Here is a 21,054-nt window from a genome sequence, read left to right as displayed (position 1 = left end):
AGCCAACTATGACTTATATAAAAGTTATTTTTTCTGCATGTCTACTATTTGCGGTAAGTGATGCCTTGGCTCTTGATATGTCTGCTTCTGGTGAACAGCGTGAGTTTCATGTTGATACCCAAATAGAGCTGGATAAGTTTTATGACCGAGAGATCATTAAATTTGAGTTTGTTAAAAAGAACTGGGAGCTGCAGTTCGATGGTCGTAATTTCAAATTTAATGATATTTCAGATGTACTGCAATTAGAAACCTCGATAGGTAAGAGTGATCCACTAAACACTTACACCCTTAATCTGCTTGAAAATAGTTCCGCCTGTTATGACGTCAATGGTGCGCCGACTGACAGTAAGAATTTAGTGTCTGTAACCGTAGATGGTGAAGCGATCAATAAGGGGGAAGGGCTAGATAACTTGGAGTTTGACGGCGTTAACCGCGTAGGTAAATACAGTCACTTTGACGTTGAGCTTAAGTTTGCACCTGTCAGTTTAAAAGATGACTACTGCGAAGGGATGATCAAGATGAGTATAGAGCTAGCAATATGAGATACAACAAAATCGCCCTATCGATCCTATTTGGCTTATCTTGCACGCTTACCCCACAGTTATCTTTACCCGTATATGCCTCGGTGAAGAGTGAGGGGATTGCAATCCCTGATGAGTTTGCCGAGCTCTATTCTGGCAGCACTGAGGCGTTTGATTTTCAGCTAGCCAGTGCTAAAGAGCAGTTGGTTATTAAGCTCAACTCAACGCCTACCTCTGCGTCTTTAAATAGGGAAAGCAAGGTCAGTGTTGAGCAATACTTGACCCGTCTGAATGTTAAGCGAGAGGCGGTGGCTGACATTATCACGGCAATGAAAAATATTACGACATCTTCTTTATGTCTGGGAAAGGTGTCTGAATGTGAGTTGATGCCTGAGCGCTATGCCTTTACTTATGACTTTGAGCATAAAAAGTTGAGCTTATTTATTAATGCTGACTTGATTGATAGCCAAAAAACGACTCGCCAGTTTCACGAGGCAACTAATCAGCAATACGGTGTGATTAATAGTGTTAATTTGAACTATCACTACTTTGGTGATGGCGGAGCGTCGCTTATAGGCCGTGATGAAACCTTGATAGGCTTAAAGTATGGCTCGATAAAATCGAGTCTTTATGCCGATACTGCGGCGAATAAATTTGAAGCCGAGCAGCTATCTTATGACTTTGAAAGTCAAAATCGACGCTTTCAATTTGGCCACTTTAAGTATGGCTATGAGCAAAATACCACAGCGTTTATGGATCTATCCGGTAGTTATTCTCAGGATATTATCAATTACTCGTCCTCGCAAAACTTGATCGATGGTGGTAAGCAAAATAATCGCCGCTTGTTTTACATCTTGCCCAATAAGGGACGAATAGAGGTCTATCGAGATGGACACTTAATCTATAGCAAGAATGTGGATGCCGGGCAGCAAAGTATCGCATTTCGTGATCTTCCCTATGGTTCATACACGGCCTCGATAGTGGTGATCTCTGCCGGGCGAGAGATCTTAAAGGAGCGCCAGCAGATTGTTAATAACAGCGCTTTCTCGCTGAATAAAGGTGAATATGACTACAGTTTCTCTGCGGGGCGATTCAACGATAGATACGATAATAGTTATGACGGCGGCGTAGAGCAAAGTCAGCTAACTAAGATACAAGCTAAGTTAGGTTATTTAGTTGGCCCAGACAGTTTTATACAGGCCGATGGCTTTATTCATGATGGCGATTACTCCTATAAACGCACTGGCGGGCTTAATGCCTACCTTAAAACGCTAACGGAGCCTTATTCGCTGCAACTCGAAAGTAATAACTTTGTTGAAGGTAAGCTTTCATATCAGTTAACAGATAGCACCATGATAGGTGGGCGAATTTTGTCAAACTCAGACAGTACCTTGTCTGAGCTAGGCGTTAAGACATCATTGAGTGATGACTCTACTGCGCAGTTGAAATTCGCTTCGTTTTCAAATGGTAGCCAATTTATTGCAGCAGATGTGAGCTTTTACAATATCGGTGTTGGCTATGAGAAGTTTGATTCAGCCGACAGCGATTTTGGTTTAGATAACTTCATGTTGTCCAATACTGGTTACCAGCGCCTTAATGTGAACCTTTCTTCTGATCTTTGGGGCGGACAGGGCTATGTGCTTTATGTGAATAATAAGCTCGATGCTGAAAACGAGGCGCAACCGTTTCTTGATCAAAGTGATTATTGGTCGGTGAGTGCAGGTTTTTCACATTCGTTTGTAGCGGATTCAGTGATTAACTTTTCGGCGACATTTCAAGGCGGCGAAAGCTTTGGTGTTAAAGACGACTGGTATGCCAGCGTGCTGTGGTCTGTGCCTTTGTCTGCTGGATGGAGTGCAAGCTCATCGGTATCGGTGAGTCGACAAGGGCTCGATGAATTTAGAAACAGTGTGGCTAATGACAGGCAATTGAGTCGTAACTTGTCGATGAATAACGAGCTCGGGATCAGCTATAACGGCACCGATATCGAGCGCAATATGAGTAGCGATCTATCCAGTAATATTAATTACAACAATGGCTATGTGGCGTCAGATACCTATGCCTATATCAGCTCAGATGGCACCCACTCTGTAAGCTCAAGTTTTAATAGCACTCAGGTGTTATCGGGGAAAGGAGAAGTCTATTTTAGCTCAGAGCAAAGTGACGCTTACATCATTGTTGATGCGCAGAATCAGGGAAGCGATGACGCTCACCGTGGGCTGCTTTCTATTTATGATGATAACACGCTGAGCTATAGCGAAAATATTGATCGAGAAGAGACGATTATTCCAGTCAATAAATATAAGGCATTCAATGCGCGTTTAGACACGGATTCATCAAATTATATTAGCGATCAAACGCGAGAAGTCTCCGGTTATAGCCTGCCTGGTACCGTGATCTCACTGGATCTCGACTTAGTTAAAGTGAAAACCTTTATCTCTTCTTTTGATGATGTGAATCATCAAGTCATTGCTGACGTTGAGTGTACAGGAGAGGGCTGTATTGATGTCGAACAGGTTGAAGAGGGCGTGTTTAAGATTTCTGTGATTGCGGGCTCTGATTACCAGTTGGTATCAGAAAACCAAACTTGTGTGACACCGACCCTAGATAGAGACTCGACTCACATCGTTAATACAGGCAATAACTATTGCCTACCGGGTTTAGACAATGATGACACATTAATGCTGGCACAAGATAAGTCGCTGCAAGCGGTCACTATTGATGGCAATGAGTATTACTTTATTGGTGTTTTTACCAATGAAGATGAACGGGTGAATACAAACCGCAAACTTGAAGAAGTGGGTTTGGCAGTCATCACTCGCATCGTCGGTCAGCGGCAATATCTTTACGTGACTAATGAGTCAAGTCTTAGCGCTAGCCAAGTATCGCTGTTAAACGAATTAAGCCTTTATGCAAAGAGTCTGATTGAAGATGACAGCTTTGCTCACAACTGGAATTAAATTATGAAGATGACGAAACCTTTATTATTGATCATATTATCTCTGTTTGTTTTCGATGCATCAGCGATGGCGATCAGTAGTTTAATGCTAACAAATCCAGAGACCAAAGCTGGGGTGTTTACCTTAGATAATACAGATGAAATTACTTACTTCCTTAAGACTTCAGTGTCGAAGGTTGAGATTGTTGATAACAAGATTATCAAGACGCCTTACACTCGCGATAATCTTGATTCGTGGGGCATAGCCACTAAGCCTTCTAAATTGGTCATTGAGCCAAATATGGTAAAAGAGATCCAAGTGGAAAGTATCTGTGGTGAACGCTGTGATACTGACAAAGACCAAGTTTATCAGATTAATATTGAGCCGGTCTCCTACAGCACCGAAGGTAAGCAGCAATCGAAAATCAACATGTTATTTGGCTTCTCACCTTATTACATCGTACCGGCTAAAGTGAGTCAGGTTGAATATTTACTCGACTATAAAGGCGACACGATCACGGCGAAAAACTCAGGTAATACCATGATCGATATCGTCATTGATCAATGCGATAAAGATGGGATTATCGATGAGGATGATGACAGAGCATTATGTAAAGCCAATTTCACCATATTGGCTGGCAGAACCCGTGACGTTCACGTTCCTGAGGTATTACAAGCCGAGGAGTTAGAAGTGATGGTGTTAAATCATGATGAGTCATACCGCGAAGAGATCCGCTTGAGCCGAGGAGAGTAAGATGTGCCTTGCAGTCATCAAACAGCCACTAAAGGCCTGCTTTGATTTTGTCTTGATGCCGTTGTTCGTCAGTGTATTGCTTAGTACATCAATGTCCGCGAGTGCATTTACCATCAATGGTACGTTAACTGGCGATAAGCTCGAGTGGGCTAATGCCAGTAACGATGGTGAGTATATCCGCCCAAATTACTGGTTTACTCCTGTTAGATTGCCGCAGACGACAATGTGGGTGCCTGGTACTTACACCACACCTACGCAGATGAACATCGAGTTGTCGAGCGGTACTGAGCATGTGTCTATGCCGATTAAATTAAGCGGGGTGAAGTATCAGCTTAGTGGGCAGCTCTCGCAAAGTCCTTATGCCGATAGTTATCCAGTTTGTGAACAGTCGAGTGTAGCCGCAACTACGACTGTAATGAACACCAGTCGCAATGGGTTCTGTATTGCCGATAAAAGCATTCAGTTTGCTAGTCCTACTACGCCCTTTAAGCGCTATCAGCCAGTCATTCGTTTCGATAAAGCCGAGCTTATTACCCGATTAAAGGGCAAGGCTAAAGGAATATATTCGGGTACCGTAACTGGGGTCATTAGCTATGGATTTAAGGCCAATATTTCTGAAGCGGTAAAAACCTACCGTAATATTCCCATCACTTTTTCGATGCAGATCGCCTACAACCCGAGTGTAATTAGCCGTATTAATGTATTGGGTCACGGCCATATAACTCCTGAATATGACACCTACAAACATACTGTGAGTGGCAATACGGGGTTTAAGGTTTCGGTGTTAGGCCAATTTCAAAATGGACTGACATTTCGGTTAATTAACAAAGATACCGATGACTATAACCTAAAGCCGGACTCTGGCAGTGCGACTCAGATCCCATACAGCATTAGCTGCCAAGGATGTAGCAGCCAATCAGAGTTAGTCGCTAATGGCCACTTAGTTGACATAGGCGAAGCAAAGATAGATGCGCCAGGTGCCACTATGATCCCCTTTATGCTCGATGTTGGCTTTGAGAATGTCTCAGTGAATGACGTAGAAGAGAAACGTTATAACGACAATTTTACCCTGATGTTTGAGGTGCAGTTGTGAAGATAACTCTGAATAAATGGAGTTCGATGGGAATGAGCCCGATAAAGTTTATCTGTTTTGTCAGTATATTCTTGCTCTGCCAGGATGCTGTGGCAGCTAAAAGTTTTTATAGTGATGGTGATTTTTATTTTGGTGGCAAGCTGGGTGGCGTATTACTGGACAGTGAAGAGCCGCTAGAGCCGGGGGAGAACAAAATGGTTAACCTTAGCTCGGGTTTGACCCTAGGATATAACATCAACTCTTATTTATCGGTAGAAACGGATATGAGTTATCTAGGCCAGTATCAAGATGAGCTATCTGGAGAAGATAAAAACTTATTTGCAATCGGGGCTTCTTTGTCGACTCGATATCGACTCAGTGATGATGCCGCGCTGTATGTTAAATTAGGTCCAGCCTGGGTTGAAGATAACGTGTCGCTTAGTAGTGGTTTAGGTATCAAGTATCGACTATCACCCAACTGGGAGCTTGATAGCGGATATCGCTGGATTAAAGATACCCCAAGCACTGATGATGACTTGTATGAGTTTACGCTAGGGATTAACTATAAGTTTGGTGTTGTCTCACATCAGCCTGTACGCCCAGCGGTAGAGCCAACGCTTAAACATAAAAAGAAAGTTGAACTCCTTGACGCAACATCGACAACCGCCATTACGGTATCGAAACCCGTATCAATCAGTGCTAAAAGTTTATTTGGATTTGATAGTAGTAAGCTTGTTGCCACTGAAGCTTTAGCTGAGGTGCTAAAAAATGTAATAGCGAGTAAGGATACTGAGATCTGTATTACCGCCTACACTGACAGCTTAGGCGCGAAGGAGTATAACTTAACGCTATCGAAACAACGCGCCGAAGCGACTCGAAGCTATTTTATCTCCAACGGCGTAGAGCCAAGCCGTATCCATGTCGATTGGAAAGGGGAGGCGAGCCCCGTAGCTACAAACAGAACCGCTGAGGGGCGAGCGTTAAATCGTAGAGTCAAAATCGAGCTCAATTAATGCCCTTGGTACTATATAGTGCTGGTATTAACAGCCAGAGGATCACTGTTTACGGCTAAAATCTTTTGATTAAGCGTCCTGCAACTAACAGTCACTGTGTTTGACGGTAATGACAGGCTCTGTGGCGTTAATGGCATTTTCATAACGAATATGGCAGTTAAAGCTGACGCTTTTATCATTAAGATCTTCAGAGAAAAAGATATAAATGTGATTATTAGCCGTGGATTTGTCGACAAAGAAAGGCGCTGCATCATTATCAAGTTTGATAGTGGTCAGTGATACTGAGTCGATATCAAGCCAAGCGCGAACCTGACGATTAAGCTCATCGAAGCTATCATTGCCATCAACGGCGGGGTAGCCATTGTAAAGCGGAATAGTGACTCCTGCATATTCAATGCTTCCAGAACCGACATTTTCTCCTTCAATAACAGCCTTGCTGTGGACTAAATCCAGGCCACTTTTCATGGCACCAGCGATACCATCTAGCACTGCGACTTTACTGTCGGCGTGAAAATTAACAAACTTGGGCAAGGCGATAACCGCTAAAATTCCCAGTACGATGATGACCACGACCAATTCGATTAATGTGAAGCCATTTTTGGCAGTCTTGCTGAGTATCATATCTTACCTTTGCTTAGGTTGTTCTAGCATCACTTGGCCAATATACAGCTGCAATAACCCATCTAGCTGATTGAGGTTTGCACCCGTTATTTGCTGGATCCTATCGAGTCTATAGCGTAGCGTATTTCGATGAATAAAAAGAACATTAGCACATTGCTGCAGATCACCAAAATGCAATAAGTAAGCATTCATCGTTTTTATCAATTGACCATTTTTGTCAGCCTTGACTAATGCTTGATAGGGGCTGAGTAGTTCTTTGCCGCGCCAATTATCCTTAAGCACTGATAATAGCACCTGTAGCGAATAGTCTTCGTAAAGGTATTTACTGTGTTCGGGCTGCATCTGTTGGCCAATGGTCAAGGTTTCTAATGCCGTCTGGTAAGAGCGATTAATCTCTTCAGGTTTAGGAAAGAAATGTCCTAGTGAGATCTTTAGGCGACTATTAAGCTCTTTTGGAAGCCTACTGAGGAGTTGATCTATACGTTCACTTTCAAGAGTCGGGTCCCAAGATTTCCCATCAAGAAAAGCGGGTTTTAAAATCACTAATTCGGTCATCGACGTCATCGCTACAAGATTTCCGCGCGACGGATTCTCTAGCAGGTGCAATACTTGCTTTAGCATCGAGTTAGCTGTGGTTTCCTCCTCGTCGGCCTGTACTTGAATAACTGCAGCAACACGCGGTGCATTGAGATCAATATTAAGCTGTGAAGCCCAGTTACGTTGATGCGAAGTAAATGCCCCCTCTGATTTAATCAGCTCAATGATCAGCTCCTCTTTTTGCCGAGACTGCCATTGAGCTTGTTCTATGGTATTGGCTTGCTCGACGATGATCTCGGCGGTCATCTTGAGTAGCTCACCGTAGCTACGCAGCTTTTCTGGTTCTCCAGTGATACCAATAACACCGATGATCTCCCCTTTATAGTGCAATGGAAGGTTGATACCGGGCTTTACGCCTTGGAGTGTACCTGTGCTGTGAGTGCTGATCTCTACGGTGCGCTTTTGACTAATAGCCAGTAATGCACCTTCGTGTATGGCACCTATGCGATGGAGTTCTCCAGAACCTAAAATAACGCCATGATTATTCATAACATTGATATTATGACCGATGATCTTCATGGTGCGCTTAACAATCTGCCGTGCTAATGAACCATCTAGAAAGTACACGTTTATCCTCACTAACGACTCAAACTGATGAAAGAGACTAACTGAAATCGAGCGATGATACAGTGCCTTAAACTTCTAACTTGTGGCATTACTTTTTCAGCTAATTGTGAGCTTAATACGTAATTAGCCGCGCAGGTTATGGCTGTTTTATTAGTGCAGCAACCCGCTGTTGCAATTGAGGAACGATCTCTTGTTCAAACTCGCTATGACGCTTAAGCCAGATATTGTTTCTTGGGCTTGGATGTGGCATTACCAAGGTATTTGGCCACAGCGCCTGCCAGTTAGCCACAGATTGTGTGACACTGAGTTTCTGTTTTAGGTGCCACTCGATAGCATATTTGCCGACTAATAGCGTCAGCTCAATATGTTCAAGCCGGTTTAATACGTCCTGACGCCACTTTTTGGCACATTCGGGGCGCGGCGGTTTATCGCCGCTCTGTTTATCGGCTGAGGTGTAACTGCCTGGATAACAAAAACCCATGGGCAAGATGGCAAACAAGTTAGGGTCATAGAACTGTTCTTTAGTGACACCAAGCCATGTGCGTAAACGCTCGCCGCTAGCATCACCGAAGGGGCGTCCTTTATAATGCGTCTTTTGCCCAGGGGCCTGACCAGCTATAAGGATTTTGGCGTACTTGCCTAACTGAACAATAGGCTTAGGTTCAAGAGGCAAAAACTCAGAGCAGATCTGGCATTGAGCGATATCTGCTTGGAGTTGAATGAAGTTACGTTCGTTAGGCATAAGACCTGTCTTGGTATTAGTGCTGCTAATTTAGCTATATTGAATGATTTGGTAAGCCCAATAGCCTAAGTAACCGTAGCCAATAGCCAGAGTTGATAGGCTTAAAAACTTCACCTTAATATCGTCTTGGCTAATCAAGGCTACATGGGCGCAGGCGATAGCGAAAACGGCGATGGGTGTCACGTAAAAGGCAGCGATTAATAGCGCGATAGCGGCAAGTGCGATAATAAGTGCACTGTTTTTAGTGGGGGCCTTAGTGGCAGATAGATTTAGCTGTAGAGGTAATAAGCTTAGTCCTACGCTAACAATTATCACACCGATATTCATCCAAATTGCGCCTGCGCTATCGAAGTAAATCAGTGCGATAAACAGTGCGATAACGGCAGGGATAATCGCAATTAAAGTGTGCATCTTGGCAAAATCACGGCTGTGATACTTACCCGTAAAATAAAACAGGCCGTTGAGCAGTAGGTTGAAGAAGCTAAAACCACCTAGAGTGATGGCTAATAGCAATACATTAGTCGTATCTGACTGCATGGCAAAGGCTGGTAGCGGTGCAATAAAGATTGATAGAAGAACTGCTTTATACAAAGTTGTTGAACGAGTCATGAGAAGTCTTTAGATGAATATGATGATATTAAGATCTACTAAAGCAGCAATAAGTTCAAGATGAATGGAGAGGAAGCCCGTTTTTAGCGCTAGTTTTTATCTCTGCGGTGATCGAGCTCACTTAATTTGTAGTAATACCAACTATATCCTCGTAACGATTAGAGCTGAGATTGGCCTGATAGTGTTATCGTAACCAACTCCATACTTGTGCTGGAATTCACTTAATTGTTCGGGATGTTAGGATCGACTTGTAACTCTATAGTTTCTGCACTAGCTAAACCGTATTAGGGTAAAAAAGGCTCACCACAAAGGGCACGGAGGACACTAAGAAAGGTAACAGCTCAAGCCTTAAGCTTTTCCTCCGTGAACTTGGAAAGCGTAGCGCTTGGTGGTAGATAAGCCTTATGGAAAAATAAGAGCTGACCTAGATTTGTCCGAGCCCATTAATTTTAGGCAATAAAAAACCCGCATTAAGCGGGTTTTTTGTGTATCTAATACCAGTGACAGATATTACTACAAACGGTAACTTACGCTAAGCATGATCAAATGTGCGTTATAGTCGTGGCTATTGCTGCCAAAACTCAACACATTCGAGATGCTATCAGGCGCGATGTCATTTGCTGCATCATTGTCTTTATAGTTTTCCATCTTATAGTCTAAGCGCAGATCCATCTTTTCTGTCGCTTTGTATAAGGCGTAAACGTTGACGTTATGCACTTTAGCGTAATAATCACCGTAGTCACCAGTAATGCCCTGAGTGACTTGGGTGTTACTGTTAGAGTCTGAGTACGTGTAATCAACACCTAGACGAAGCTTCTGATCCATTAGATTGTTATAGCTAAAGCCTGCACCGATAATATCGAATTGATCTTCAACTACACCAAACCAGTTGGCTGCACCATTATTGCTGCTACCCGCTTGATCTGAATCGATGTTCTGACGGTTATAAAACGCCGTTACTGTCATGTCATCATTGATTAGGTAACTAACACTGGCGTCATAACTCATATCTTTCGATTCAGTTAGGCCTATTTGTGTTTCGTTATAATCATCAAGTGCGTAACGAGCACCAAAGTCTAGCGTCAGACTATCGATTGGGCTGTGAGTCACACGGGCTTCGATTTGCGTACGCTTTCTATCGGCAAGATTGTATCTGCGCAGTAGATCATTTGACTCGTCAGAAGTCCACTCAGATGCTTGGTAATGAGAGCCATCACGTTGACCATAGCTACCCTTGACCCACATGTTCCAGTTAGCAAAAGCGCTGAGCTGGTACTTAGCCCAAAGTGTGCTTTCGTCAGTGGTTTCGCGATCAGAATAGCTACGCTCATCTTTACGGTAGTCGAATCCACCTTCAAGCTTATGGCCGCGTGCTAGACGGTAGTCTGCACCCAGCTTAGCTTTATGAGTGGTGATGTCGTAAGGCGTATTGTAAGCCACTTGACCTGTTGTTGAATCGATGCTGATCTGCGTCCACTCTTCAACATTAGTCTTGTTATCGCGGTCGCTATAATCGTAACTTGCGTTTAAACGTAGCTGACGATTAATACGAGAAACAACCTTCAGGGTTGCACCTTGAGTATCGACCCGGCCATCTAGTGATTCGCTTGGCATTTGATAGCCGTAACCCGATGTGTTGAAGTCCTGATCTTGAGTCATCTGGCCCAAGTAGACTCGACCATTCATCACGGTACTGCCTGCAACATATTGACCAAGAACTGAAACGGTATGCGCTTCGTTATCAGGGTCTAAAGACATGTAGCCAGTTGTTTGCGCACCAAAAGTTGGGCTGAACGCATTTTCAAAAGACAGTTCACTATACTCATTCTTGAAGATTGAGCCGTTATAGTTTACTGAAGTAAACCAGTTGTCACCAGAGAAGCTAACGCCCGCTTCAAGGGTATCTGTGGTGTAATCAACAGGCTCGGCAATCATCATAGATTGATTATAAAAACTACCCGATGCTTGTTTTAGACCAGTCTTGTCTTCACGTTGATAGTTAACGTAAGTGCTCCACAGCGTTTCAGCTTGATACTCGAAACCTAAGCCTGCGCGTTTACGCTTAAGTGAAAGCTCAAGTGGATTAAGACTTGAGTACAAGTTTGTCATATCTTGCGTGCTGCCGCCATGAACCCAATCACCCGGTAGGGTAAGGTCATCGCCACCGATACCTTGATAAGGGCTCATCGCCTTATCAGTTTTGTAGGTTGCGATTTGACGGTAGTTTAGGTTCAAGTTGTATTGACCCGCTTTACCTGCATTGATCTCTGCGCGGCTATCTTCCATGCCTAGATTTTCAGCTTCGATAGTGGCTTGGTAGCCATTTTCGCCGGTGTATTTCACATCGGCGTCAACTTTACCGGCAAAGCCATCTTCGGTAGCAAAAGCATTCGCAGAGCGAATGTCATCGCTGTCGCTATAGCCTGCGCCAATACCAACAGTACCAGCTACACCTTTTTCGACTTTACAGTTTTTGCAAACCCACTTGTCGAATTTTACTTTTTCAGTGTTCGCATTTTGAATGCCATAACCATCAGCCGCAATCGCAGCGCCAGACATAAACATGCCAGCATTGGTTAGCAAAGCGAGCGTGACTAAATTTAATTTGAATTTCATCTTCTCGTCTCCGTTAGCGCTGCAGTAGCTTGCCAGATGGATGGTTTGAACCATGGATCTGGTTATGACAGTTCAGACAGCTACGGCCGCCTGTCATGGCATTGCCGCCGACAGTTGAACCTTGAGCTGTGTTGCCAAAGAGTGCTTGACCGCTATGCGCAGAAGAGTGGCACTGTTGACATAGCTGTGGAGCACGAGTCTTAAGCATACCTTCGTTAACGCTTCCATGTGGGTTGTGGCATGTCACACAGTCTTCAGTAACGGGTGCATGCTCCCACAGTTTTGGGCCGCGCTTCTCCGCATGGCATGAGTAGCAGGTTTCATTAACGTTAGGCTTAACAAGATCCGCCTCGCTCATGGTGCCGTGTGGATTGTGACAATCGCTACACACCATTTGCGCCCACTTCATTGGGTGGCTTGAACGCTTGTTCATGTCAGCTTTTTGCTGAGTATGACAGCTAGTACACACTTCCATTTCAGTGTTCTTAGAAAGAACAGGATCTTTGGCTGTATGTACAGAGTGACAAGAAGCACAAGCAACATCTGCATTGTCATGGTGTCCACCATTCCAATCCATACGCTTGTCATCTTTATGACAGCTCATACAAACACTGTTTTGCAGCTCTGGCGCCAGAGTAGAGTCTGGACCGAAGGCGATCATTGGCTCGTTGCCGCCGCGGTTATGCTTACCCATAGGGCCGTGACACGCTTCACATTGAAGGCCAGCCATTGGGCTCTTGCTCGAATCTACTGAACCGTGAACGCCTTTGAACAGGTCCATCACTTTTTCAGACTTGCGGTGACACATAAGGCAAGAGTCAGCACCTTTTGGTGAGTACTTACCTTCGGCAAATTTCTGATCCAGTATGACTTCGACTTCATCAGGCGTCATCTTGGCATCCCACTTAGAAGCAGTGGCTGTTTGAGCAAAACCAAGTGACAGTACCGCCGTCGCCATTAAGGCGGGTAGTAGGGTTTTTAATCTTTTTGTGATCTTCATAATAGCTTCCTAAACTTGCACAATTTTGAAGAGAAAGTGGGGGGGAGAGACCTCCCCCTTTTTTCAAAACTCTTTAACTCAGTCGATAACGACGAGTCATTGAGAGTTGCGCAAATTACATCTTCACAGAAGTGTGATCGCTTGGTGTAGGTACGTGGCAGTAGAAACAAGTTTCTAGTTGCGCAGCATCTGTTACAGCTTGCTTGTCTAAGCTGTTAACAATTGCACCTTGACCTTCGACGTGAGCTTTGAAACTGTCCATGTTGTAGCTATGGCAAGATACACACGTTGCAGCGATAGGAGTTGTGTATTGTCCGCTATCTGTTGCTAGGGCGCCTTTCTTCTTGAATGCATCAAGATTTAGGTCGTTATGACACTGGTCACAGTTCATGCCAGGGATAACTGCGTAGTCACCAGAGCTGTGTACTTTGTGAAGCTTAAGCTCAAGAGCGCCCATCTTACCACCAGACATATAGGTTCCGTCAGGAGTATGGCATGTAACACAACCATCTACGCCAACAACCATTTCACCATCAACTTCACGGCCTAGTTGCTCAGTCATCACAAAGCCTGCGTGGTACTCTTTATGGAGCTCCCATTCGGTGCCATGACAACTTTCACAAGCTTTGAAGTTAACTGAATCGGTATGACGTACACTTGGGGCTTCACCAGATAAAGTGCCATGTGCCATTGCAGCCTTCATACTTGTAAGCGATACACCTTCTTCACACTTAACGGCTGTTTCACCGTCATTACAAAGAGATAAACCGATTAAGCTAAATGCTGTGTCTGTATCTGTTTTAGCGTCACCGTAAGGTAGTTCTTTAATTACCGTTACGAACTTGCCATCAACAATTTCAACTTTTGGCTCAACAGATAACTCACCATCTTTAACTAAGTTGATAAGAACTTTATGTTCGCCATTGATAGGGTTGTTGTTGTAACCCATAACTGGGTAGTTAGGGCCAACGTTAGTGATGGTTTCTAGCTGTTCGATGTTTGCAATAATAGTTGCAGCATCAATCGCAGTGCCTGCTGCATCGGTAATTGTCACGCTTAATGTGGTATCACTACCAGCGTCAGTTTTAACAGCAGTTAAACTTGCTTCCATACCATACTGGTCGATGAAAGCTTTCTTTTGAACGAAGCCTTCTGTGTGGATCTCTTCAGTCCAGCTAGCGTTATGACACGCAACACAGTTTGAGTTGTCAGCTTGCTGAGAGTGACCTTGACCAGCCTTAAAGTCAATGTTCACGTGACAGCTAGTACAAGTTTCCATGGTTGGAACGCGTGACCAGTTACCCCATTCTGCTAGATCTGTTTCACCTTCTTTAGGTGCAACGTGACAGGTTGTACAGTTATCTTGAATTAAAGCATGTGCTCTTTCTGCGGACTCATTTTGCTTTTCATCATCAGGTAAATGTGCTTCTTCGATATTGTTGTGCACATTATGGATAAGGAAATTATAAGCAACATATGGCTTACCTTTGCTATCAGCCATCTCTTGAGTATGACAAGATGCACAAGTCTCAGAAGAGGTATAGCCGTGGAAGATTTTCTTACCTTCAGCATGACATGAGTTACATGTCTCGGTGGCTACAATATCTTTAGTGTATGTGGCTTCATAACCTGTACCAGAAAAATCTTGAGATAGTTCGGTGCGTGGCACAGCCGTTTCGCCATCGGCGAGTGTTGAAGCGCTGGCGATGATGTTATAGCGCTGAGTCAGCTCAGCATTATAACCTTCAACTGGAATAGTAAAGCTGTAGTTACCGTTTTTTAGATCGACAGGCTTTAACTTGTCTGCATTACTACGAGGTGAGCTATAAGTCTGTTGCCACTCTGCACTGTTACCCGCACCCGTAGCGCCTTGTGGGATAAGTTGTACAACTTTTTTCACTTCAAGCGCAGTTAGACCAACAACAGGCAGGTCTTCTTCGTTTGTCGCAAACACATTGATTGTCGGAACGCCATCGGCATAAGTAACATCGGTCACTTTTAGATTAAGTGTATTGATGTAATCAGCAGCTGGGCCTCCTGGGTTGCCAGGATTACCGTCGTTACCATCGTCGCCACCACAGCCTGTTAGGGCCATAGAGACAGCACCTGCTGCTAGAAGCAGCGCTATTTTAGATTTGTTCGTATTCATCATTTTTTCCCTGCATAGGTTTGGCACTGTCTTAGGCGTGTGGCTCGATTTAGTGAAGCCGACTGTAATTTTTTAATTTCCGCTTAAGTCAATGCTGGAAATAAGATTCCCCAAGGAAAGGCTAACGTAATGTAGGGTTAAAATCTGCATAACAGGTGCCAAGATGTGACATGGATCTTCCTATTTCTAAAGAGGTATAGGGGGGAGGGGGGAAACGTTGTAAAAGTTAAAAATATCGGACTTATATACGTGATAAATGTAATAAAAGTTTTCAGAGGTTGTTGGTTGTGGTTTTCCAGTTATATTCCAAATAAAAAGGGAGGCTAAGCCTCCCTTTTTTGTATTACACGTTAACGATGAGCATAACTAACTAGTAGTTACTTGCCCCAGTTTGCGTGTGCCTCTAGTAGAGAAGCATCTTTATGACAAGTAGCACAAGTCTCTTGTACATCAAGCTTGTCATAGTCTGAAGCTGGAATACCCAATGTGCTTAGAGAAGCACCTTCTTGAACTAAGATACCGCCCATAGACTGGATGTGTGAAGCCCCTGAGCTATCCAATGCATATGGTGCTTGGTGGCAGCTTACACAAGCCGCTGTTTGTGGAGACACAACAAGCTGCTCATCGGTATAGACTGGCTTTCCTTCAGGATCAACACCATTCTGAACCTTACCGAATGCAACAGGAGCTGCATCACCTTTGATCTTACTTAGCGAGAAGCCATCTTCACCGTGACATGCTTGACACTCAGCCTTCTTGAAGAACATCTTTCCACCGCTGTCATACAAGTAGTGCTTGCTGTGAACGATATAAGCTAAGTTAGAGCTTGATGTCTTTCTATCACGAGTACCGTTGTGACAAGTTGCACAGCCATCCATATCGTTGCTGAAGCGGTGCTTGATGTCAGTCGTGTGACACTGCTGACAGTCTGTCATTGCAGCGTGTTGTACGCGTGGAGACTTTTCAACTTTAGTGCCATCTACTTCGAAGTAGAAAGTATCAGATACTGCATATGGGCCAGAGTTAGAAATTGAACCATCTGTAGCCTTTTCACAGTCAGCTACAGCACCTTTGCCGTCAAAACAAACGTGTAATTGGCTGCTTAGAGCGGCTTTAACACCCGCAGTTTCCATTACTTCAGCAACTTTATAATCTGCATCAGTAAAGGTCACATCGATAGAGCCTTCAGCACCCGCTGCAAACTTGTCGTAGCCAATTTTTTGGTAGTTAACAACAAAATCATCATCTACTACACCATTGAATACGATAGCGCTTGTAAATCCACCGTACTTGTATGGGCTAGGGTCGATCTGTGCAAGAGTGACTGTTGCATCGCCATTGGTCACTGTCATGTTAGCAGTTACAGTTTTAGAGGCTGCGTCATAGCTCATGCTGTTAAACGTTACTTTAGTAACAGCAGCTTGTGCGTTGTCGTTTTCAGCATAGTGACCACGTTCTGCACCACGGTAACCGTCTGGATCGTTGTGGCAGCTTACACAGTTTTTCTTGCTGTCTTGAATTTGGTTGTTATCAGAATCCCAGTGCCAGCTTGGCACTGCGTATGGGCTGTTGTGACAGTTCATACAAGTGGCAGTGTCGATATCGCCTTTCCAAGCGTCAGCCATAGCTAGATTTTCATCTGGTTGGTGACAAGTTAGACAGTTTGAAGCCGACTGTGGGTAGATACCGTTATAGTAAGAGTGGCTGTGAATATCGTGAGCCATGCCCTTGATTGAACCATCGAACTGGTATGCTTCACCAACAGCATTACCGTCTGCATCTTTGTCTTGCTTCATGTAAGTGTTGTAATCAGCATGACAGAAAGTACAAGACTCAAGTGTAACGTGTTTGCCACCGTGTAGTGCTAAGGCGCCATCTTGACCTGGACGGTGACAAGATTGACATGTTTCGTTTGCAATGACTGCCTTTGGCAGTTCTTGAGCAGTGTCAGAACTTGGCTGCCAGTAGAAGAAGCTATTATCAACTAGTGTTGAACCAGCATCATTTGCGGATTTCACGCCTAAGTAAATACCGTTAGTCGCTTCTGCATCAAACGCATATTTATCTAAAGTATCAACAGCTTTGTTTAATACTAATGTGTAGCTACCGTCGCCATTGTCAGTTAGACAATCATCACAGTTTTTACCTTGGAAGTATGAAGAGCCAGTGTAGTGGCCTTCACCTTTATCTTTGTTGAAGTAGCTCAACCAGATTTCGCGAGGTGAACCTTCAATATCAGTAGTGCCGACTTCGTCTTCATTACCCATACGACCGAAAGAAACAGCACCAATATCATCTTGCTGTAAACCAAATACTGCTGCGCCGTTTGCGTCAGCTAGATTGAAGTTTACGGTTAGGAAGCCATCTTCACTCACACTCGCTGAGGTGATGTCAGCTTTTACTTGTGATACTGAACCGATAGGTGAGCCAACTGGACCTGGCTTGCCGTCTTCACCATTTTTACCATCATCGCCGCCACAACCTGTGACTGCTAGTGATAGCATGCCCGCTGCAAGCAACGCTTTTGAAGCAGCGCTTAAGTTAAAAAATTTCATCATTTTTGTCCCTGCAATAGTTTTAATCATCACTAACTGCAGGTCTTTTATGAGAATTATTCTCACCTAGCTGCAATTAGTGTGTGGAATTTTATTTCCAACTCTAAGGCTAACTAAGAGGGAGATATTTAGCAGGTGTTTTAACCCCTTTATGTGATTAAGGTCAGACTATTTCTTTAGGGGTAGAAGGAAAAGTGTATTTTTAGGGCTATTTTAATTATCGATTAAGAATTACTCTCAAATAAAATGCTAGTTGTTGCGTAAGTGTGATTAAAATGGTGCTTAAGTTCACCCAGCTTTATTTGAATGTTTCTCCCTTATCTAGTTGATACATAGGGTCGACATTGTGGGTTAAAACATTACCTTATTGGGGATAAAAAAAGCGAAAAGATAATCTTCTCGCTTTTTTTAACTTCATAAAACCTAGCCGATGTTTCCGGCTAAAGTTTAGGCTTATTTGTAGTTAGTCGGATGTACTTTATCTACTCCGAAAGATTTACCTTCTGCATGACAAGTTGCACAGCTTTCTGTGCCTAACTGATAACTACCTTCACTGCCTCGGTATACACCGCCATTTGATTCGAAATGGCTTATCACTGAGCCATTCCCCTCAGTTGTTGGTGCGTGACAAGAAGCACAAGCGGCAACTGTTGGTGAGTAAGTACCATCCTTTGAAAGCGTTGGAGGAGTATCTGATAGGTTAACTAATGTTAACTGCCCTTGATCATGACAGGCTGCACAATCAGCTGCATCTGTAGGATAGGTGATATCACCCTGAGCTTTGTCTCTTCCTCTTGCATACTGTGTACGAGTATCAGCATGTACACCATGAATTAGAACTTTATAATCAAAAGAATGGCTGAAATCATAGTATTTGTGGCCTGGAGCACCAGTTCCATTATGACAGGCAACACAACTACCGTCGGCTAAATTGATAACAGTATTTGGTGAGCCTGAGTGGCAAGTACCACAACTTACATCTGGTTTATCACTGCCTTTATAACCTTGATGAGCGTAAGAGAAATCTGCTTGTTCACCATGGCATGCCGCGCACTTTTCTTCAGACACTGATAAAGAACGAGTCTGTAGCTCACTTGCATCAACAGAGAAAGAAGCTTTGTTACCTTTTACTGCAAGCTCAAAATTGTATGGATCGCTTTCTAAACGTTCGCAATCAATCGTTGCTGTAGGAGTTGGAACTCTTTCGCTGCCTTGTGCGCAAACCATTAATTTGCCATCAATGAATCCTTGACCTAATTCAACAATCTGTGTGTGTATGCTGTCAGCTGTAATCCCGCTGATTGTATAGGTTATAGCGTTGCCTTCAATAGCTGCAGTCAAGTTTTCGTTGTTTTCTAATCCAGCTAGATTCATTGATATTCTTGACTCTGAACGTCCTAGTTCTCCATTTGTAGAGGGTCTAGGTCCCATAACAAACTCAACACCATCGAAAGCCTGAATATTAATCCAGAAGCCATTAATTGCGCTGTCTTCATGTGGAGCAAGTTCGCGATCCCAAGTTAGGGTGAACTCAAGTGTGCCAGCTTCTGCATCAAATACACCATTACTCAACTCATAGGCATATTGCTTTCTAATATCGACGGTCTCATTGGCTTTAGCCATATGGAATAGAGCCGCGCCTTGTGGGTTGCTATCATCAGCATGGCAGCTTGAGCAAGATTGGTTTTCAAACACGCCACGTACATCTGCACCTGTAACGCCATCGGTTTCAGGATCGGCATAATAGTGGAAGTAGTTACCGACAAAACCTCTGTCTTTGCTTTCTCCTGGAGGGGTTAGCCACTCTGCATTATCGACAGGGTTGAAGTCGGCCATGTGACAAGATGCACACGCTTCTTGGCGATGGAACTGGAAGTTTTCGGCTTGTGCTGGAGAGTGCTCCTCATTGATATGACAGGTCTGGCAATTACCCATATCTGTCGGGAAGGTGGTCTCTGTGTAATCGTGTACACTACCGCCGTATCCGGCCATGAGGTAAGTGCCGTCATGGATGCGATGCAACATTGAGCCAAAGTCGATTGTCGCACCCGTTTCAGGATCGCCAGAGTAGGTTGTATGACAAACTACGCAGTTTTCAATTTCGATACGCTTGCTACCATGTAGCATTAATTTTGATGCTGCTGAGTCGTAGTCATCACTGTGACAGCGAATACAGGACTCTTGCAGATCAACGAGATTACGCGTCTCATCAGCTCTAGCTGCACGATCGAGTGCAGGTACAAAATCATAATGAGTGTTAACAAGAGTGGCGGCGCTAAATGTACTCGTTGGTTTAAGCTCTAATGTGACACGGTGTGTCAGCTCTGCATTAAACTCTGTATCTACCGCATCTATCTGTTCATATTCTGAAAGTGCTTTTTGGAAGGTATAGCGATAGGTGCCATGTTCTAGCAGTTCAATACATTCAGTCTTACAGCCTGTCTCAATATTGGCTTGGATTTGGTCGCCAGCTAGATGATTAAAGCCCTCAGGAATGTGCTCTAAATTAGCGCTCTTCACTGTGTTTATATAGCTGGTCCATTGAGTAGGTTTTACTCCTTTATATTGTTCTGGCGTAGCTGGCTGGCCTACAGCATGCATATCACGCCTTTGTAGTGCATCAAGCTTAGCGATGCCAAAGCCCAAGGTGTTAATGTTATCGAATGACTCTAAGCCTGATACCGCGACGTCGTTAGCGTTCTCTAGCTCAAAATCAACGGCGACAACGCCTTCAGTGACTGTGGCATGGAGTATATTGGCTTTTAAGCTAGTAGCCTGTTGAATGTCGACGCCGATGTTACCATTCTCACCGTCTTCGCCATCTTTGCCGTCACTGCCACAACCCACAAGCGCAATAGAAAGTGCGCCAATGCCGATTGCTGACTTTACAGCACTTGTTAATTTATACCGATTCATCATCATTTTCATTCCCTGCATAGGTTAGCTGCTATCTGCTATGAGGTTTTTACCTCTTATTTAGCATGAGGGGGTCCTCAACACGATCCTACCCAAAAGAGGTAGTCGCCTTTGAGGTGGTAGAGGTAAATGTGACTTAGGTCGTTACGCTGATGTTGAAGTGTTAATTTATGTTAAATTTCTTATATATTAGGATGTTGAGTTGAATGGGGTTGGTGATTTAAGCTTGTATTAATTTTAAACAGTCGAAACTTAAGTTAGGCTTAATTGCTGGCGCGAATTTGAGCACTAACTTGATTTGAATCAAAACCGTTGAGCCATAGCAGACTAATCCGTTAACCAAAACTTTACATTTTCAGTGGCGAAATGTTGCTCAGGTTATCG

General features: G+C 43.9%; 14 protein-coding genes. 5 read left to right on the top strand and 9 right to left on the bottom strand.

All coding sequences use genetic code 11. The features are described 5' to 3' along the window. Positions 1-8 precede the first annotated feature (8 nt). The 5 genes from SHAL_RS14495 to SHAL_RS14475 are packed head-to-tail and all read left to right on the top strand — an operon-like array spanning position 9 to position 6,298. Complete coding sequence (locus SHAL_RS14495) at positions 9-542, top strand: hypothetical protein (protein WP_012277876.1); 534 nt, start codon at positions 9-11, stop codon at positions 540-542. Then, positions 539-3,481, top strand: coding sequence for a CS1-pili formation C-terminal domain-containing protein (locus SHAL_RS14490; RefSeq protein ID WP_012277875.1), 2,943 nt, complete (start codon positions 539-541; stop codon positions 3,479-3,481). The genes SHAL_RS14495 and SHAL_RS14490 overlap by 4 nt, the downstream gene beginning before the upstream one ends. Positions 3,482-3,484: 3 nt before the next feature. After that, positions 3,485-4,213, top strand: a complete 729-nt coding sequence (locus SHAL_RS14485; protein WP_012277874.1) for a fimbrial biogenesis chaperone — start codon at positions 3,485-3,487, stop codon at positions 4,211-4,213. A gap of 1 nt (position 4,214) precedes the next feature. Beyond that, positions 4,215-5,306: a hypothetical protein gene (locus tag SHAL_RS14480; RefSeq protein WP_012277873.1), complete on the top strand. Its 1,092-nt coding sequence runs from the start codon at positions 4,215-4,217 to the stop codon at positions 5,304-5,306. A 32-nt stretch (positions 5,307-5,338) separates the two neighbouring features. Beyond that, the gene (locus SHAL_RS14475; protein WP_223296195.1) at positions 5,339-6,298 is read left to right on the top strand and encodes an OmpA family protein; all 960 of its coding nucleotides are present in this window, start codon (positions 5,339-5,341) and stop codon (positions 6,296-6,298) included. An 84-nt stretch (positions 6,299-6,382) separates the two neighbouring features. Here SHAL_RS14475 and SHAL_RS14470 read toward each other — a convergent pair whose 3' ends face one another. The 9 genes from SHAL_RS14470 to SHAL_RS14430 all read right to left on the bottom strand — a co-directional run bounded on the left by SHAL_RS14470 (position 6,383) and on the right by SHAL_RS14430 (position 20,676). Beyond that, positions 6,383-6,919: a pilus assembly FimT family protein gene (locus SHAL_RS14470; protein WP_012277871.1), complete on the bottom strand. Its 537-nt coding sequence runs from the start codon at positions 6,917-6,919 to the stop codon at positions 6,383-6,385. Between the two features lie 3 nt (positions 6,920-6,922). Next, positions 6,923-8,083: a sugar diacid recognition domain-containing protein gene (locus SHAL_RS14465; protein ID WP_012277870.1), complete on the bottom strand. Its 1,161-nt coding sequence runs from the start codon at positions 8,081-8,083 to the stop codon at positions 6,923-6,925. Positions 8,084-8,219: 136 nt separating this feature from the next. Then, positions 8,220-8,825, bottom strand: coding sequence for a uracil-DNA glycosylase family protein (locus tag SHAL_RS14460; protein ID WP_012277869.1), 606 nt, complete (start codon positions 8,823-8,825; stop codon positions 8,220-8,222). Between the two features lie 30 nt (positions 8,826-8,855). Then, complete coding sequence (locus SHAL_RS14455; RefSeq protein ID WP_012277868.1) at positions 8,856-9,434, bottom strand: hypothetical protein; 579 nt, start codon at positions 9,432-9,434, stop codon at positions 8,856-8,858. Between the two features lie 513 nt (positions 9,435-9,947). Continuing rightward, entirely contained in the window at positions 9,948-12,050 is a 2,103-nt protein-coding gene (locus SHAL_RS14450) for an MtrB/PioB family decaheme-associated outer membrane protein (RefSeq protein ID WP_012277867.1), read from the bottom strand. Between the two features lie 13 nt (positions 12,051-12,063). Beyond that, positions 12,064-13,050 carry a DmsE family decaheme c-type cytochrome gene (locus SHAL_RS14445; protein ID WP_012277866.1) on the bottom strand — a complete coding sequence of 329 codons (987 nt, stop codon included), beginning with the start codon at positions 13,048-13,050 and terminating at the stop codon, positions 12,064-12,066. Between the two features lie 115 nt (positions 13,051-13,165). Continuing rightward, on the bottom strand, positions 13,166-15,202 hold the full coding sequence (locus SHAL_RS14440) for an OmcA/MtrC family decaheme c-type cytochrome (protein WP_012277865.1): 2,037 nt from the start codon (positions 15,200-15,202) through the stop codon (positions 13,166-13,168). Between the two features lie 374 nt (positions 15,203-15,576). Next, positions 15,577-17,757: an OmcA/MtrC family decaheme c-type cytochrome gene (locus SHAL_RS14435; protein ID WP_012277864.1), complete on the bottom strand. Its 2,181-nt coding sequence runs from the start codon at positions 17,755-17,757 to the stop codon at positions 15,577-15,579. 450 nt (positions 17,758-18,207) lie between these two features. After that, entirely contained in the window at positions 18,208-20,676 is a 2,469-nt protein-coding gene (locus SHAL_RS14430) for an OmcA/MtrC family decaheme c-type cytochrome (RefSeq protein WP_012277863.1), read from the bottom strand. Positions 20,677-21,054 lie beyond the last annotated feature (378 nt).

It is taken from the genome of Shewanella halifaxensis HAW-EB4 (assembly GCF_000019185.1).
GTDB lineage: Bacteria > Pseudomonadota > Gammaproteobacteria > Enterobacterales > Shewanellaceae > Shewanella > Shewanella halifaxensis.
Note: the sequence above shows the minus strand (reverse complement) of the source record. Positions and strands in the feature narration are given on the sequence as shown.

Excerpts from the sequence above, each read along its gene's own strand:
- SHAL_RS14495 (WP_012277876.1), top strand. The coding sequence starts at position 9 with ATGACTTATATAAAAGTTATTTTTTCTGCATGTCTACTATTTGCGGTA.
- SHAL_RS14490 (WP_012277875.1), top strand. The coding sequence starts at position 539 with ATGAGATACAACAAAATCGCCCTATCGATCCTATTTGGCTTATCTTGC.
- SHAL_RS14435 (WP_012277864.1), bottom strand. The coding sequence starts at position 17,757 with ATGATGAAATTTTTTAACTTAAGCGCTGCTTCAAAAGCGTTGCTTGCA.
- SHAL_RS14445 (WP_012277866.1), bottom strand. The coding sequence starts at position 13,050 with ATGAAGATCACAAAAAGATTAAAAACCCTACTACCCGCCTTAATGGCG.
- SHAL_RS14455 (WP_012277868.1), bottom strand. The coding sequence starts at position 9,434 with ATGACTCGTTCAACAACTTTGTATAAAGCAGTTCTTCTATCAATCTTT.
- SHAL_RS14440 (WP_012277865.1), bottom strand. The coding sequence starts at position 15,202 with ATGATGAATACGAACAAATCTAAAATAGCGCTGCTTCTAGCAGCAGGT.
- SHAL_RS14460 (WP_012277869.1), bottom strand. The coding sequence starts at position 8,825 with ATGCCTAACGAACGTAACTTCATTCAACTCCAAGCAGATATCGCTCAA.
- SHAL_RS14470 (WP_012277871.1), bottom strand. The coding sequence starts at position 6,919 with ATGATACTCAGCAAGACTGCCAAAAATGGCTTCACATTAATCGAATTG.
- SHAL_RS14475 (WP_223296195.1), top strand. The coding sequence starts at position 5,339 with ATGAGCCCGATAAAGTTTATCTGTTTTGTCAGTATATTCTTGCTCTGC.
- SHAL_RS14430 (WP_012277863.1), bottom strand. The coding sequence starts at position 20,676 with ATGATGATGAATCGGTATAAATTAACAAGTGCTGTAAAGTCAGCAATC.
- SHAL_RS14485 (WP_012277874.1), top strand. The coding sequence starts at position 3,485 with ATGAAGATGACGAAACCTTTATTATTGATCATATTATCTCTGTTTGTT.
- SHAL_RS14480 (WP_012277873.1), top strand. The coding sequence starts at position 4,215 with ATGTGCCTTGCAGTCATCAAACAGCCACTAAAGGCCTGCTTTGATTTT.
- SHAL_RS14450 (WP_012277867.1), bottom strand. The coding sequence starts at position 12,050 with ATGAAATTCAAATTAAATTTAGTCACGCTCGCTTTGCTAACCAATGCT.